General features: G+C 68.3%; 14 protein-coding genes. 9 read left to right on the top strand and 5 right to left on the bottom strand.

Going from position 1 to position 13,186, the window contains the following annotated elements; translation table 11 throughout:
* A partial coding sequence (locus tag ACZY0B_RS18425; protein WP_463765634.1) for a WXG100 family type VII secretion target occupies window positions 1–242 on the bottom strand: 242 nt, incomplete at its 3' end.
* Entirely contained in the window at window positions 235–546 is a 312-nt protein-coding gene (locus ACZY0B_RS18420; protein ID WP_463765633.1) for a WXG100 family type VII secretion target, read from the bottom strand. The genes ACZY0B_RS18420 and ACZY0B_RS18425, both read right to left, overlap by 8 nt.
* Before the next feature lie 89 nt (window positions 547–635).
* On the opposite strand from ACZY0B_RS18420, the gene ACZY0B_RS18415 reads away from it, so the two are divergent.
* The 7 genes from ACZY0B_RS18415 (at window position 636) to ACZY0B_RS18385 (ending at window position 6,903) form a co-directional block, all read left to right on the top strand.
* Window positions 636–905 carry a glutaredoxin family protein gene (locus ACZY0B_RS18415; RefSeq protein WP_463765632.1) on the top strand — a complete coding sequence of 90 codons (270 nt, stop codon included), beginning with the start codon at window positions 636–638 and terminating at the stop codon, window positions 903–905.
* A gap of 122 nt (window positions 906–1,027) precedes the next feature.
* Window positions 1,028–2,425, top strand: a complete 1,398-nt coding sequence (locus ACZY0B_RS18410; protein ID WP_463765631.1) for a glutamyl-tRNA reductase — start codon at window positions 1,028–1,030, stop codon at window positions 2,423–2,425.
* A 13-nt stretch (window positions 2,426–2,438) separates the two neighbouring features.
* Window positions 2,439–3,386, top strand: coding sequence for a hydroxymethylbilane synthase (gene hemC / locus ACZY0B_RS18405; protein WP_463765630.1), 948 nt, complete (start codon window positions 2,439–2,441; stop codon window positions 3,384–3,386).
* Window positions 3,387–3,409: 23 nt separating this feature from the next.
* On the top strand, window positions 3,410–5,074 hold the full coding sequence (locus ACZY0B_RS18400; protein WP_463765629.1) for a bifunctional uroporphyrinogen-III C-methyltransferase/uroporphyrinogen-III synthase: 1,665 nt from the start codon (window positions 3,410–3,412) through the stop codon (window positions 5,072–5,074).
* Window positions 5,074–6,054: a porphobilinogen synthase gene (gene hemB, locus ACZY0B_RS18395; RefSeq protein WP_463765628.1), complete on the top strand. Its 981-nt coding sequence runs from the start codon at window positions 5,074–5,076 to the stop codon at window positions 6,052–6,054. The genes ACZY0B_RS18400 and hemB overlap by 1 nt, the downstream gene beginning before the upstream one ends.
* A 40-nt stretch (window positions 6,055–6,094) precedes the next feature.
* A complete protein-coding gene (locus tag ACZY0B_RS18390; RefSeq protein ID WP_463765627.1) occupies window positions 6,095–6,646 on the top strand; it encodes a DUF3093 domain-containing protein in 552 nt (183 codons plus the stop codon).
* A complete protein-coding gene (locus tag ACZY0B_RS18385; RefSeq protein ID WP_463765626.1) occupies window positions 6,643–6,903 on the top strand; it encodes a hypothetical protein in 261 nt (86 codons plus the stop codon). The genes ACZY0B_RS18390 and ACZY0B_RS18385 overlap by 4 nt, the downstream gene beginning before the upstream one ends.
* Here ACZY0B_RS18385 and ACZY0B_RS18380 read toward each other — a convergent pair.
* Window positions 6,887–7,324 carry an STAS domain-containing protein gene (locus tag ACZY0B_RS18380; RefSeq protein ID WP_463765625.1) on the bottom strand — a complete coding sequence of 146 codons (438 nt, stop codon included), beginning with the start codon at window positions 7,322–7,324 and terminating at the stop codon, window positions 6,887–6,889. The genes ACZY0B_RS18385 and ACZY0B_RS18380 overlap by 17 nt on opposite strands.
* 312 nt (window positions 7,325–7,636) lie before the next feature.
* Between ACZY0B_RS18380 and ACZY0B_RS18375 the strand changes: the two genes are divergently transcribed.
* Together ACZY0B_RS18375 and ACZY0B_RS18370 are read left to right on the top strand one after the other, a co-directional pair.
* Complete coding sequence (locus ACZY0B_RS18375; protein ID WP_463765624.1) at window positions 7,637–8,887, top strand: acyltransferase family protein; 1,251 nt, start codon at window positions 7,637–7,639, stop codon at window positions 8,885–8,887.
* Window positions 8,888–9,106: 219 nt separating this feature from the next.
* Window positions 9,107–9,802 carry an Rv0518 family GDSL lipase gene (locus ACZY0B_RS18370; protein ID WP_463765623.1) on the top strand — a complete coding sequence of 232 codons (696 nt, stop codon included), beginning with the start codon at window positions 9,107–9,109 and terminating at the stop codon, window positions 9,800–9,802.
* A gap of 278 nt (window positions 9,803–10,080) precedes the next feature.
* Here ACZY0B_RS18370 and ACZY0B_RS18365 read toward each other — a convergent pair whose 3' ends face one another.
* Together ACZY0B_RS18365 and ACZY0B_RS18360 are read right to left on the bottom strand one after the other, a co-directional pair.
* Window positions 10,081–12,261: an acyltransferase family protein gene (locus tag ACZY0B_RS18365; RefSeq protein ID WP_463765622.1), complete on the bottom strand. Its 2,181-nt coding sequence runs from the start codon at window positions 12,259–12,261 to the stop codon at window positions 10,081–10,083.
* Between the two features lie 19 nt (window positions 12,262–12,280).
* Window positions 12,281–13,165: an alpha/beta hydrolase gene (locus tag ACZY0B_RS18360; RefSeq protein ID WP_463765621.1), complete on the bottom strand. Its 885-nt coding sequence runs from the start codon at window positions 13,163–13,165 to the stop codon at window positions 12,281–12,283.
* Window positions 13,166–13,186: the final 21 nt, after the last annotated feature.

The raw sequence follows: 13,186 nt of genomic DNA, 5'->3' as shown, positions 1-13,186 counted from the left end.
TGCGCCGTCGCGCCCGCGGTCCGCAATTGGCCCAATGCCTCGCGCATCATCGCCTCACCGCGAGCCCAGTGCTGATGGGCTTCGGCGTGCGCCGCCGCCGCCGCACCCGACCATGTCGCGTGCAGATTGCTTACCAGCGAGTCGATTTCGCTGAGCATGCTTTCGGCAGAGCGCTGAAATTCCGCCATCCGCTGCACGGCGTCGGCCAATGCCTCCGGATCCACCCGAAAAGCGTCAGCCATCGTGCACCTGCCGAATCGCTTGTGCGGAAACAGCTTCGTTGTGCTGGTAACCCGCACCGGCGTGGGCTACCGCCCTGGCCAGGATTGACAGTCCGGCCTCGACCTCGCGCGCTCCCCGATGCCACCGTTGCCACGCCGAGGAGTAGGCGCTGCCCGATCCGCCCTGCCAGCCGCCGAGCATCTCGCCTACCTGACCGTCCAGCCCGGCCAGCTGAGTTCGCAGATTCTCGGCACCACCGAGCAGCGCCTGGGCAAATCCGTGCATCATCTGCGGATCGGCGCGCAGATTGCTGTCGGCAGCCATAGCCGCAACCTAGTAATCGCGGGGGCGCGCCACAATTCACCCTGGGGCGCGGCCGGCCAGCGGTCCGGCGCCGATGCCACACTGGTCCCATGACCCAGGCCGCCGGCCGCCCGAAGGTGGAGCTGCTGACCCGCGACGGATGCAGCATCTGCGCGCGGGCCTACGCGCGGCTGGCTGAACTGGCCGGGGAGCTGCATTTCGACCTTGCGGCCACCGACGTCGACGCTGCCGCGGCGGCCGGCAACCCCGGGCTGCGGGTCGAGTTCGGCGACCGTCTGCCGGTGATTTTGCTGAATGGCAGCGAGCACAGTTACTGGGAGATCGACGAGCCGCGGCTGCGTGCCGACCTCGCCCGGTAACGCCGCGGGCTGCGAGCTTGGTGAGCGCAGACTCAATATTTGGTAGCCCACCGAATAAACGTTTACCGTAGACAGCAGTTCAGTTACTGGAGTAGCGAGGGAGCTGGCCAGGTGATGCTGCCGTGAGCATCTTGCTCTTCGGGGTTTCGCACCGTAGTGCGCCGGTCTCCGTACTGGAACAACTCAGCATCGACGAATCCGATCGCAACAAGATCATCGAACGGGTCTTGCAATCGCCGCTGGTCACCGAGGCCATGGTGCTGTCGACCTGCAACCGGGTCGAGGTCTATGCGGTCGTCGACGCGTTCCACGGCGGTTTGGCCGTAATCGGGCAGGTGCTGTCGGAATACTCCGGAATGTCGATGGGTGACCTCACCAAATACGCCTACGTTCGCTACAGCGAGGCCGCCGTCGAGCACCTGTTCGCCGTAGCCAGCGGGCTGGACTCCGCGGTGATCGGCGAGCAGCAGGTGCTGGGTCAGGTGCGCCGGGCCTATGCCGCCGCGGAAGCGAATCGGACGGTCGGGCGGGTGCTGCACGAGCTGGCCCAACGCGCGCTGTCGGTGGGCAAGCGGGTGCACTCCGAAACGGCCATCGACGCCGCCGGTGCTTCGGTGGTCTCGGTCGCGCTGGGCATGGCCGAACGCAAGGTGGACGGGCTGGCGGGCAAGACCGCGGTCGTCGTCGGAGCCGGCGCGATGGGCGCACTGGCGGCCGCACACCTGATCCGTGCCGGCATCGACCACATCCTGGTCCTCAACCGCTCGCTGTCCCGGGGACAACGACTGGTCCGCAAGATCCGCGAATCGGGCGTGCGCGCGCAGGCGCTGACGCTTGACCGGCTTGCGGACGCCTTGGCCGACGCCGACGTCGTGGTCAGCTGTACGGGCGCGGTGAGTCCCGTGGTGTCCCTGGCCGACGTCCACAACGCGCTGGCCGCCGCGCAGCGCGACGAGGCCGGCCACCAGCTGCTGATCTGCGACCTGGGTATGCCGCGCGACGTCGATCCCGCGGTGGCCGGACTCCCCGGAGTGTGGGTCGTCGACGTGGAGCGGATCCAACACGAACCCGCGGCGCACGCCGCCGCAGGCGACGTCGACGCCGCCCGCCACATCGTGGCCGCAGAGGTGGCCGCCTACCTGGCCGGACAGCGGATGGCCGAGGTCACTCCGACCGTCACCGCGCTGCGCCAGCGCGCCGCCGACGTCGTCGAAGCGGAATTGCTGCGGCTGGAGAACCGGCTGCCGGGACTCGAGAGCGCCCACCGCGAGGAGGTTGCCCGCACCGTCCGGCGGGTGGTGGACAAGCTGCTGCACGCGCCCACGGTGCGGATCAAACAACTCGCCAGCGCTCCCGGCGGCGACAGCTACGCCGAAGCCCTGCGCGAACTTTTCGAACTCGACCAGACCGCCGTCGACGCCGTCGCCACCGCGGGCGAATTGCCCGCAGTGTCAACGGGATTCGACGCCGGTACGCTCACCCACCCCGCGTCGGGCGGCCCGATACCATCCGCCGAGTAACCGATTGGTGCACGTGATCCGGTTAGGCACGCGGGGCAGTCTGCTGGCAACCACTCAGGCCTCCGTCATCAGAGACACTCTCATCGCCAACGGCCACCCCGCGGAGTTGGTGATCATCAGCACAGCCGGCGACCAGTCGTCGGCTCCCATCGAAAGTCTGGGTGTGGGCGTCTTCACGACGGCGTTGCGCGAGGCCATTCTGGATGGCCGGGTCGACGCTGCCGTGCACTCGCACAAGGATTTGCCGACCGCCGACGACCCGAGGTTCACCATCGCGGCCATACCGGCACGCAATGACCCGCGCGACGCGCTGGTCGCGCGCGACGGACTGGTGCTCGGGGAGTTGCCGGCAGGTTCGCTGGTGGGGACGTCTTCCCCGCGGCGGGCCGCACAGCTTAGGGCATTGGGTCTCGGTTTGGAAATCCGCCCCCTACGAGGCAACCTAGATACCAGGTTGAACAGGGTAAGCAGTGGTGATCTTGACGCCATCGTGGTGGCCCGGGCCGGACTGGCCCGCCTGGGCCGGCTCGCTGATGTCACCGAGACGCTAGAGCCGGTGCAAATGTTGCCAGCACCGGCTCAGGGCGCGCTCGCCGTCGAATGTCGCGCCGATGACGGCCGGCTGGCGGCAGTGCTGGCGGAGTTGGACGACGCCGACACGCGTGCGGCGGTCACCGCGGAGCGAGCTCTGTTGGCCGAACTGGAGGCGGGTTGCTCCGCACCGGTGGGCGCGATCGCTGAGGTGGTCGAGTCCATTGATGAGGACGGGCGCGTCTTCGACGAGCTGTCGCTGCGCGGTTGCGTGGCGGCGCTGGATGGATCCGACGTGATCCGTGCGTCCGGCGTCGGCGCTCCTGAGCGGGCTCGAGAGCTGGGGCTCTCGGTGGCCGCGGAGCTGTTGGAGTTGGGCGCCGGCGAGCTGATCGGGGCAGCGCGGCAAGACCCCGCGCAAGGAAACTGAATGAGAGTGACGTGGGAGCGACAATGACGACGCGAGGGCGTAAGCCGAGACCGGGCCGCATCACGTTCGTGGGTTCCGGCCCGGGTGACCCGGGATTGTTGACCACGCGGGCGGCCACAGTGCTGGCCAATGCGGCCCTGGTGTTCACCGATCCCGACGTACCCGAACCGGTGCTGGCGCTGATCGGCAAAGACCTGCCGCCCGTTTCGGGCCCGGCGCCCGCCCACCCACCGCCCACGCCCGACGGCTCACCGGACGCGGATCAGCCGCAGACTGCGCCGACGGTGCTGTCCGGCGGCGCCGACATCCGTCCGGCGCTGGGCGAACCCGCCGAGGTTGCCAAGACGCTGACCGCCGAAGCCCGCACGGGTGTTGACGTGGTGCGGCTGGTGTCCGGTGACCCGCTGACGCTCGACGCGGTGATCAGCGAGGTGAACGCCGTCGCGCGCACCCACCTGCATGTCGAGATCGTGCCGGGCCTGGCCGCGACCAGCGCGGTGCCGACCTATGCGGGTCTGCCGCTGGGCTCCTCGCACACGGTTGCCGACGTGCGCGGCGACGTGGACTGGGAGGCACTGGCCGCGGCGCCCGGACCGCTGATCCTGCAGGCCACACCGACGCATTTGGCGGACGCGGCCCGCACCCTGATCGAGCACGAGCTGTCGGAGACCACGCCCTGCGTGGTGACGGCGCAGGGCACCACCTGTCAGCAGCGTTCGGTCGAAACCACGCTGCACGGGTTGACCGACCCGGCGGTCGTGGCCGGCGCCGGGGACCCCGCGGGCCCGCTGACCGGACCGCTGGTGGTGACCATCGGCAAGACGGTGAACAGCCGGTCGAAGCTGAACTGGTGGGAGAGCCGCGCCCTGTACGGCTGGACCATCCTGGTGCCGCGCACCAAGGACCAGGCCGGTGAGATGAGCGAGCGGCTGACCTCATACGGCGCGCTGCCGGTCGAGGTGCCGACCATCGCCGTCGAGCCGCCGCGCAGCCCCGCCCAGATGGAGCGGGCCGTCAAGGGATTGGTCGATGGCCGGTTCCAGTGGGTGGTGTTCACCTCCACCAACGCGGTGCGCGCGGTGTGGGAGAAGTTCGGCGAATTCGGGCTGGACGCCCGGGCGTTCTCCGGTGTGAAGATCGCCTGCGTCGGCGAGTCGACGGCGGACCGGGTCCGGGCGTTCGGGATCAGCCCCGAGCTGGTGCCGGCCGGGGAACAGTCCTCGCTGGGCCTGCTGGACGACTTTCCGCCCTACGACAGCATCTTCGATCCGGTGAACCGGGTCTTGCTGCCGCGCGCCGACATCGCCACCGAGACGCTGGCCGAGGGGCTGCGCGAACGCGGTTGGGAGATCGAGGATGTCACCGCGTACCGGACGGTGCGTGCGGCGCCTCCGCCGGCGGCCACCCGCGAGATGATCAAGACGGGCGGCTTCGACGCGGTGTGCTTCACCTCCAGCTCGACGGTGCGCAACCTGGTCGGCATCGCTGGTAAACCCCACGCGCGCACCATCATTGCCTGCATCGGCCCCAAGACGGCCGAGACCGCTGCCGAGTTCGGCTTGCGGGTGGATGTGCAGCCCGAGACGGCTGCCATCGGCCCACTGGTCGATGCGCTGGCCGAACACGCCGCGCGGTTGCGCGCCGAGGGTGCGCTGCCACCGCCGCGTAAGAAGAGCCGCAGGCGCTAGTGGCCTACCCGCGGCAGCGCCCGCGCCGGCTCCGTTCCACCCCCGCGTTGCGTCGCTTGGTGGCGCAAACGTCCTTGGAGCCAAGGCATTTGGTGCTGCCGATGTTCGTCGCCGACGGGATGGACGAACCGCGGCCGATCCCGTCGATGCCCGATGTGGTGCAGCACACCCGCGATTCGCTGCGCCGCGCCGCCGCCGATGCGGTGGCGGCCGGGGTAGGCGGGCTGATGCTGTTCGGGGTGCCGCGCGACGAGGACAAGGACCCGACCGGCTCGGCCGGCACCGACCCCGACGGCATTCTCAACGTCGCTCTTCGGGACCTGGCCAAGGATCTCGGTGACGCGACGGTGTTGATGGCGGACACCTGCCTCGACGAGTTCACCGACCACGGTCACTGCGGCGTCCTCGACGCTCGGGGACGGGTCGACAACGATGCCACTCTGAGCCGCTATGTGAAATTAGCTGTGGCACAGGCAGATTCCGGCGCTCATGTGGTGGGGCCGAGCGGAATGATGGACGGGCAGGTGGGCGCCATTCGCGACGGGCTGGACGCCGCGGGCCACACCGACGTGGTGATCCTGGCCTACGCGACGAAGTTCGCTTCGGCGTTCTACGGCCCGTTCCGGGAAGCGGTCAGCTCCAGCCTGTCCGGTGATCGCCGGACCTACCAGCAGGAGCCCGGCAATGTCGCCGAAGCGGTGCGCGAGATCGAATTGGACATCAACGAGGGTGCCGACATCATCATGGTCAAACCCGCAATGAGCTACCTCGACGTGGTGGCTGCCGCCGCGGACGTCTCGCCGGTACCGGTGGCGGCGTACCAAGTGTCGGGGGAATACGCGATGATTTGCGCTGCGGCAGCCAACAATTGGATCGACGGGCGCGCAGCGGCGCTGGAATCGCTGATCAGCATTCGCCGTGCCGGAGCCGATATCGTGCTCACCTATTGGGCCGCCGAAGCGGCGGGTTGGCTTTCGTAACGGCCGCACCGGCGGTAAACAATCAGGGGATGAGGCTCCAATGACCACAGCGAGGGATGTCGACCCCAAGCCGTTGTTCTACGAACCCGGCGCCAGCTGGCTGTGGGTGCTGAGCGGCCCGGCTGCGGCGGTGTCCATGATCCTGATCGAAGTATGGAGTGGAGCCCAGATATCACTGTTGGTCCCGGCGATCTTTCTGGTGATGGTGTCGGCGTTCATCTCGCTTCAGGTGAAGGCGGCGCGGATCCACGTGTCGGTCGAATTGACCAACGATGCCTTGCGCCAGGGCACCGAGACCATCCTGGTGCGTGAAATCGTCAAGGTCTTTCCCGAGCCCGAGAATCCGGCGAACTCCGACAAGGAGCTGGCGAGGTGGCAGTCGGCGCGTGCGCTCGGCGAACTCTTCGGGGTGCCGCGCGGCCGGACCGGCATCGGCCTGAAACTCACCGGGGGCCGCACCGCGCAGGCCTGGGCGAAACGGCATCGTCGGCTTCGGGAAGCGCTGACCCCGCTGGTGCAGGAGCGGGTGGAGCCGGTCCGATCGGACGCCATCGATATCGATCGTCACGACGACGAAGGGTCGGAGCAGTGATCGCCCGTTACCGGGCGCTGGTCGAACTCGGCCTGGCCTGCACGGCGCTGGTCGGTGTCGGGGCGAGCTGGCTGCATGCCCGTCAGATTGTGGACGTCGCGCCGATCACGGACGGACAGCCGTCGACCACCTCGTTGGTTTACGACCCTCAGCTACTGCTACTGGCCATGCTGCTAGCGATGATCGCCGGAGTGCTGGCAGTCCTCGGAACGTCCAGGCTGTGGCGCACCCGCCGCAGCGTTAAGCCGTCTTTCTGATCAGCGGCAGCGCCAGCCGGCGTCGGTAGACGACAGCGTCGGCCAGGTCGCCGAACGCCTCGGGCACCGAGCCGGCGGTCAGAAACGCGGAATCGCCGTCTCCGGCGACCAGCTGTTCGGTGACGTCGGGGCTCGCGACCAGCGTCCAGTCCATCCCGGCCCGGCGGCAGTCCTCGTCGAACGTGTACAGCAGCGCGAACCCGGCGCCGGCGAAGCGGCTCACGTCGCTGATGTCGAGCACCACGGGATTGTCACCGACGATGAAACGGCGAAGGCAGTCGCGGACCCGGTCGACATTGACGGCATCGATCTCTCCCCGGATGGTCACCACCGTCGCGAGGTGGCGGCAGTGAGCCCGAACCTCGGCCCCACCGCAGTCGACGGTGTCGTTTCCCTGTCGAGTGCTCATCGCGATCGTCATGACGCCTCAATCCCCGTGATGCGAGGGTCGGCACAACGCCGACCGAAGCTAACTGCAACGTTGCCCGTCAAACATAAGGAGACCGACAGTTACGTCTAACTGTTTGCTAAAAAGGTGACTCGCCCGTGCTCGGGAAGGTCGACAGCGCGGCCACACCGCCGCCGTCACGCGATCCGGGCTGCCGCGCTGTTAGGCTGCTCTCGCTACCGGTTGCGAGTCGGGGGGCTTGTGATAGGGCGAAATCGCCCGGTCAGCCGGGTGAGCAGGCGAACGAAACCGCAGAGTCCAGACTGAAAGAAAAGCCCTGTGCGCATGGGAAAGACAAAGGGCGAGATCAAGGGTGAGATCAAAGCCCTGACTGGACTCCGCATCGTCGCCGCGGTGTGGGTGGTGCTCTTCCATTTCCGGCCCATGCTCAGCGATATCTCCCCCGATTTCCGCGAGAGCCTCGCGCCGGTGCTCAACTGCGGCGCGCAGGGCGTCGATCTGTTCTTCATCCTCAGCGGGTTCGTGCTGGCCTGGAACTACCTCGACCGGATGGGCCGGTCCTGGTCGACGCGCGAGACCCTGCACTTCTTATGGCTGCGGCTGGCCCGGGTGTGGCCCGTTTACCTGGTCACCTTGCACCTGGCCGCGCTGCTGGTGATCCTGTCGCTGCACGTCGGTCACGTGCCGCTGCCCGAAGCGAGCTCGCTGACCGCGATCAGCTACGTCCGCCAGGTCCTGCTCGTCCAGCTGTGGTTCGAGCCGTTCTTCGACGGGACGAGCTGGGACGGGCCGGCCTGGTCGATCAGCGCGGAATGGCTGGCCTACCTGTTGTTCGGCGTGCTGGCGCTGGTGATCTTTCGGATGAAGCTGGCCACCCGGGCGCGGACCCTGATGTTTCTGGCCGTTGCGGCCTCGCTGCCGCCGGTGGTGCTGTTGTTGGCCAGCGGCCATTTCTACACGCCGTGGAGCTGGCTGCCGCGGATCGTGACCCAGTTCGCCGCGGGGGCGCTGGCCTGCGCCGCCGTGCGCCGATTGCGGCTGACCGATCGCGGTCGCCACATCGCCGGATACCTGTCCCTGCTGCTCGTGGCGGCGGTGGTGGGGGTCCTCTACTGGTTCAACGCGCACCCGATCACCGGAGTCGTGGAAAACGACAGTGGCGGGGTGGTCGACGCGCTGTTCATTCCGCTGGTGATCACGCTGGCGATCGGCCTGGGTGGCCTGCCGAGACTGCTGTCCACCCGGGTGATGGTGTACGGCGGGCAGATCTCGTTCTGCCTGTACATGGTGCACGAGCTGGTGCATACGTCGTGGGGATGGGCGGTCGAGCAATTCAAGCTCACGCCGTGGGAATCCGATTCCCCCTGGAAATGGAACATCCTCGGCCTTTTCGCCATCGCCCTGGCGCTTTCCAGCCTGCTCTATCACTTCGTGGAGGAGCCGGCCCGTCGCTGGATGCGCAGGATGGTCGACGTCCGGCCCGCGGCCCAGCGAACCGAGTCCGGTGAGTCGGCTCCGGCCAAGGTGCACCCGATCGATGGCGGCCCGGCAGCGGTTACCGCCCGCGCGGTGTGACGGAGGCCCCAGTGTCCGCGAATCATGCTGTGCCCCATAACCTCTCGGATGCGGATTCGCCCACGGCAGGCGCGCCGTACTGGTAGCTTGTACCTTGCCGACCGGGGGATCGCGCAGGCGCGACAGCGCGTTGACGGTCCGTTCGCGCCGGTCCTTCGTACGATTCTGTTGGATTGGGGTGCACCACACGGCGATGACGTGCACAGGGGGGAGGTAGGTGTGAGTCGCCTGGCCGCGTTCGTCGTCAATCTCGCTTTGCTGGTCGGTCTGCTCGTGGCAGTCGTGGCACACCCGGCACGCGAGCGGGCATACGAGGCGTTGACCCTGGACGCCCGGCTGACCCACATCGCGGTCGTCGGCGACTCTTATACGACCGGCACCGACGAGGGTGGCCTGGGCCCGAAATCGTGGACCTCTCTGGCCTGGCAGACGCTCACCAAGCGCGGTGTGCAGATTGCCGCCGACGTGGCCGCCGAGGGCAGGGCCGGGTACGTCGCGCTCGGCGACCACGGCGGCGTCTTCGAGGATCTGACTGTCAGGGCGGTCAAGTCCGACGACGTGCTGGTGGTGTTCTTCGGCTCCCGCAACGATCAGGGCACCGATCCCGGCCTACTGGCCGCACGGGCGCGCGATACCTTCGGGGTCGCGCGCATGCTGGCGCCATCGGCGCGGTTCCTGGTGATCGGGCCGCCGTGGCCGACCGCCGACGTGCCCGATTCGATTCTGCAGATTCGCGACGTGCTCAACTCCGAGGCGCGGGCCGCGGGAGCGGCATTCGTTGACCCGATCGGCGCCCACTGGTTCGTCGACAGGCCCGACCTGATCGGCCCGGATGGTGTGCACCCCAACGACGCTGGGCATCGCTATCTGGCCGACAAGATTGCACCGCTGATCCGCACGCAGCTGTTCCGGTAACGAGGCACTCAGCCTTTCGGCGGGCCGGCTCCGCGTCAAAGTGCCAGCCACGCAAGGCTTTAACGCACCAATAGTTGGCGCTTAGTCTTCCGCGTGCCGCTCGTAGTCCCACTGCTCGAGGCGTGCTTGCAGCTGCATCAAGCCAATTCCGACGACTGGCGTAGCAGCCGCGATGCAGACCAGCAACAGCGGGGACATTTCAAACCTCCAAAACCCTTATATTCGTAACACGTTCAGTTTCATGGCGGGGTTCATTTGCAAAGAAAGTCATTGCTTCGTCATCCGTCCGTTATGGCACGATCCGCCAGTGCACCCATCACCGGTGCCAACAATTGCGCATATTCAGTTGTGACGTGGTTGTCGTCTCGGAAGACCAGGGTGTTACCGACGATCATTGGGCAGCGCTCGCCCGTGCAGAACAGGTCGGTGAGATCGGCGTAGTGACCGCCGTTTCCGGTGGTTGCCGCCCGTTCCGCGGAGATGCCGCCGTCGTTGACCGCGGCCGACCGGCTCGGCGCGCAGGCGGTGGCGTCGTCCAGGTGTCCGGACAGGCAGGTGGGCACCGGGGATTGCGGATCCGGGGCGGGGCCGAGGACCAGGACCGTCGCGCCGGTGCGGCGCAACTGTGCGACAGTGCGGCCCAGGGTCTCGATCCACGCCGGGTCGTAGGACACGAAGCCGAAGTCTCCGCCGTAGCGCCGGCTCATATCCAGCACGACCAGACGCGGGTGTTCGGCCGCCACGCGGGCCATGATCTGGCCGCGCCACTGTTCGCACTCGGTGTACTCGCGGCCCAGATACGGGCTGTCGATCGGCAGGTCCTGCACCGGGCAGGTCACTTTGGCCAGCGTCTCCAGCCGCCAGTGCCGCTGCTCGGCAGCCTGCTGGAAGGCCGGGCTCCACATCGCCGCGTGTGAGTCGCCGATCAGCGCGACCGTTGTCGGCGATCCGGTATCGCCTGTCGCGCAATCGCTTTGGCCGACTTCACGCCAGGATCGCACGCAGCCGTTGACGAAGACGGCGGCCTTGTCGGCTGGCGCCTGGGCAAGCGGCGGGTCCAGATTGGACGGGACGGCGCGCAGGCCCGTGGCCGCCGCGACGGCGGCGCGCACCTGCGCGAGGGCCTGCTGGACGGCCGCTTCCTGCGGGCCGGTGCTCAAGCCCGCGGTGGGGGCCGCCGTGGGCAACGCCATGATGTTGGCCTTCGCGGCGGCCGGGCCGTGACCGACCGGCACGGGTATCACGGTGAGCAACAGCACGCATGCGGACGCGGTGGCGGCGCTGGCGATCCCGGCCACCGCGAGGCTGGCCTTGGCCGACCGGCGCAGGGCGGCGGCGAACCGGCCGGGGTTCTCCACCAGGTGGAAGGTGATCACCGCGAGCCCGGCCGAGACGGCGGTCGCGGCCAACCGGGCCGCCAGGCCGGCGGGCTCACCGAGCAGCCGCGGCAACAGCAACAGCACCGGCCAGTGCCAGAGGTACCAGGAGTAGGACACCCGCCCGATCGCGCGCATCGTCGGCCGGCACAGCAGGCGACCGACGCCCAGGCTGCGGGTGACGCAGCCGCCGCCGATCACCAGCGCGGTGCCCAGCACGGGGAGCAGCGCCGCGGTGCCGGGGTAGGGCGTGGCGGGGCCGAGCTGGGTGCAGGTCAGCAGGATCAGCGCCAGGCCGCCCCATCCGGCGATCGCCGCGGGCAATAGCGGCAGCCGGCGCCACTGCTCGATCGACAGCGCGACCAGACCCCCGACGGCCAGTTCCCAGGCGCGGGTGGGCAGCGAGAAGAACGCCCACGGTGGCGAGGCGCGGGTGCACAGCACCGCCGCCGTCAACGAGGCCGCGGCGACCAAGGCCAGCACCACCGCGTATGGCATTGCCTTGGCCGCGGCGTCGCGCCGCACGCGTCCGACGAGCCAGGCGGTGCCGATGATCAACACCGGCCACACCAGATAGAACTGCTCCTCGACGCCCAGTGACCAGTAGTGCTGGAACGGCGAGGGCACGTCGGCGTTCAGGTAGTCGGTGCCCTGGCTGGCGAACCGGTAGTTGCCGACATAGAGCGCGCTGGCGATGCCGTCCAGGAAGACGTTTCGCGCCTGCAGCGGCGGCAGCACGATGGCCGCCCCGATGGCGGTGACGACGGCGACGGTGGCCGCGGCCGGCAAGAGTCGGCGGGCCCGCGCGCCGTAAAAGCGGCCCAGCGCAACGGTATTGGCGCTGCTGACCTCGCGCCAGAGCAGGCCGGTGATCAGGAATCCGGAGATGACGAAGAAGACGTCCACGCCGATGAAGCCGCCGGCGGTGCCGGGGATGCCCGCGTGGTAGAGCACGACGGCGACGACCGCGACGGCCCGCAGGCCCTCGATGTCCGGGCGGAATCCGCGTCGCTGTATTTGTCCGGTGGGGCTATCGCCCGCTCGTGAGGGCGGGCTGGCGGTGGTTTCCTGCCGGACTGTCATACCTTTTCGGGTGCCTCCACTAGGTCGCCAGCCAGGAGAGTTCGCCGGGTAACTGCAGACGCCACCAGGTCATGTCGTGGCCGCCGACGGTGAAGCTGACCGCCGGTGGAGTTTGCAGTTGGCTGACGAATTGGCGGGTGGCGGGATAGAAGCGGTCGAAGGTGCCGCAGTCCACCCGCACCGGGATCTGCGACAACGCCGGCAGGCCCACCACGCTGTTCGTCATCCAGTCGTCGTAGCTGTCGAACGCCCCGGGTGCGCAATCGGTGTAGGACGTGTACAGCGCCGGGCTGATCGCGCAGATCCCCGCGGTCCGCGACGGCCCCAGCTTGGCGCCCAGATGCAACGCCCCGTATCCGCCCATCGACCAGCCCATGAAGCCCACCCGGGACGTATCCAGCCCCATCGAACCCAGCATCGGCAACAGCTCGTCGAGCACCATCGCACCGGAGTCGCTGCCGTCGACCCGTTTGTGCCAGTAGGAATCGGAACCGCCGTCGACTCCCACCACGGCGAACGGCGGCTTGCCCTCCTTGACCAGCCGGGCCAGCGCGTCCGGCACACCGCAGTCGAGCATCATGTTCGCGTCGCCGTCCTTGCCGTGCAACGCGATCACCGGGCGCAGCAGCCCGCTCTGCGAGGTCTGTCCGGGCGGCAACGCGATCACCCAATTGGTCTTGGCACCGCCGCGCGCCTTCGAGACGAACGAGCCGGTGAGTTTGGTGGACAGGTTGCTACTGGCGGTGGATGGCTCGAACGGGGTGGGTGACATCGGCTGTGGCGCCGCTTGTGGTTCCAGCGGGTCCAGCCAGGCGCTCAAAGCCCACGCGCCTGCGGCCGCAACGCTGGCACTGGCGCCCATTCGCAGCACCGCGCGGCGATTCAGATCAGGCACGAGCGTCATAATGCCGCGCCCACTGGGTTT

It is taken from the genome of Mycobacterium sp. IDUB_19, from assembly GCF_055419445.1.
Note: the sequence above shows the minus strand (reverse complement) of the source record. Positions and strands in the feature narration are given on the sequence as shown.

Excerpts from the sequence above, each read along its gene's own strand:
- ACZY0B_RS18420 (WP_463765633.1), bottom strand. The coding sequence starts at position 546 with ATGGCTGCCGACAGCAATCTGCGCGCCGATCCGCAGATGATGCACGGA.
- ACZY0B_RS18380 (WP_463765625.1), bottom strand. The coding sequence starts at position 7,324 with ATGACGATCGCGATGAGCACTCGACAGGGAAACGACACCGTCGACTGC.
- ACZY0B_RS18375 (WP_463765624.1), top strand. The coding sequence starts at position 7,637 with ATGGGAAAGACAAAGGGCGAGATCAAGGGTGAGATCAAAGCCCTGACT.
- ACZY0B_RS18415 (WP_463765632.1), top strand. The coding sequence starts at position 636 with ATGACCCAGGCCGCCGGCCGCCCGAAGGTGGAGCTGCTGACCCGCGAC.
- ACZY0B_RS18365 (WP_463765622.1), bottom strand. The coding sequence starts at position 12,261 with ATGACAGTCCGGCAGGAAACCACCGCCAGCCCGCCCTCACGAGCGGGC.
- ACZY0B_RS18400 (WP_463765629.1), top strand. The coding sequence starts at position 3,410 with ATGACGACGCGAGGGCGTAAGCCGAGACCGGGCCGCATCACGTTCGTG.
- ACZY0B_RS18360 (WP_463765621.1), bottom strand. The coding sequence starts at position 13,165 with ATGACGCTCGTGCCTGATCTGAATCGCCGCGCGGTGCTGCGAATGGGC.
- ACZY0B_RS18390 (WP_463765627.1), top strand. The coding sequence starts at position 6,095 with ATGACCACAGCGAGGGATGTCGACCCCAAGCCGTTGTTCTACGAACCC.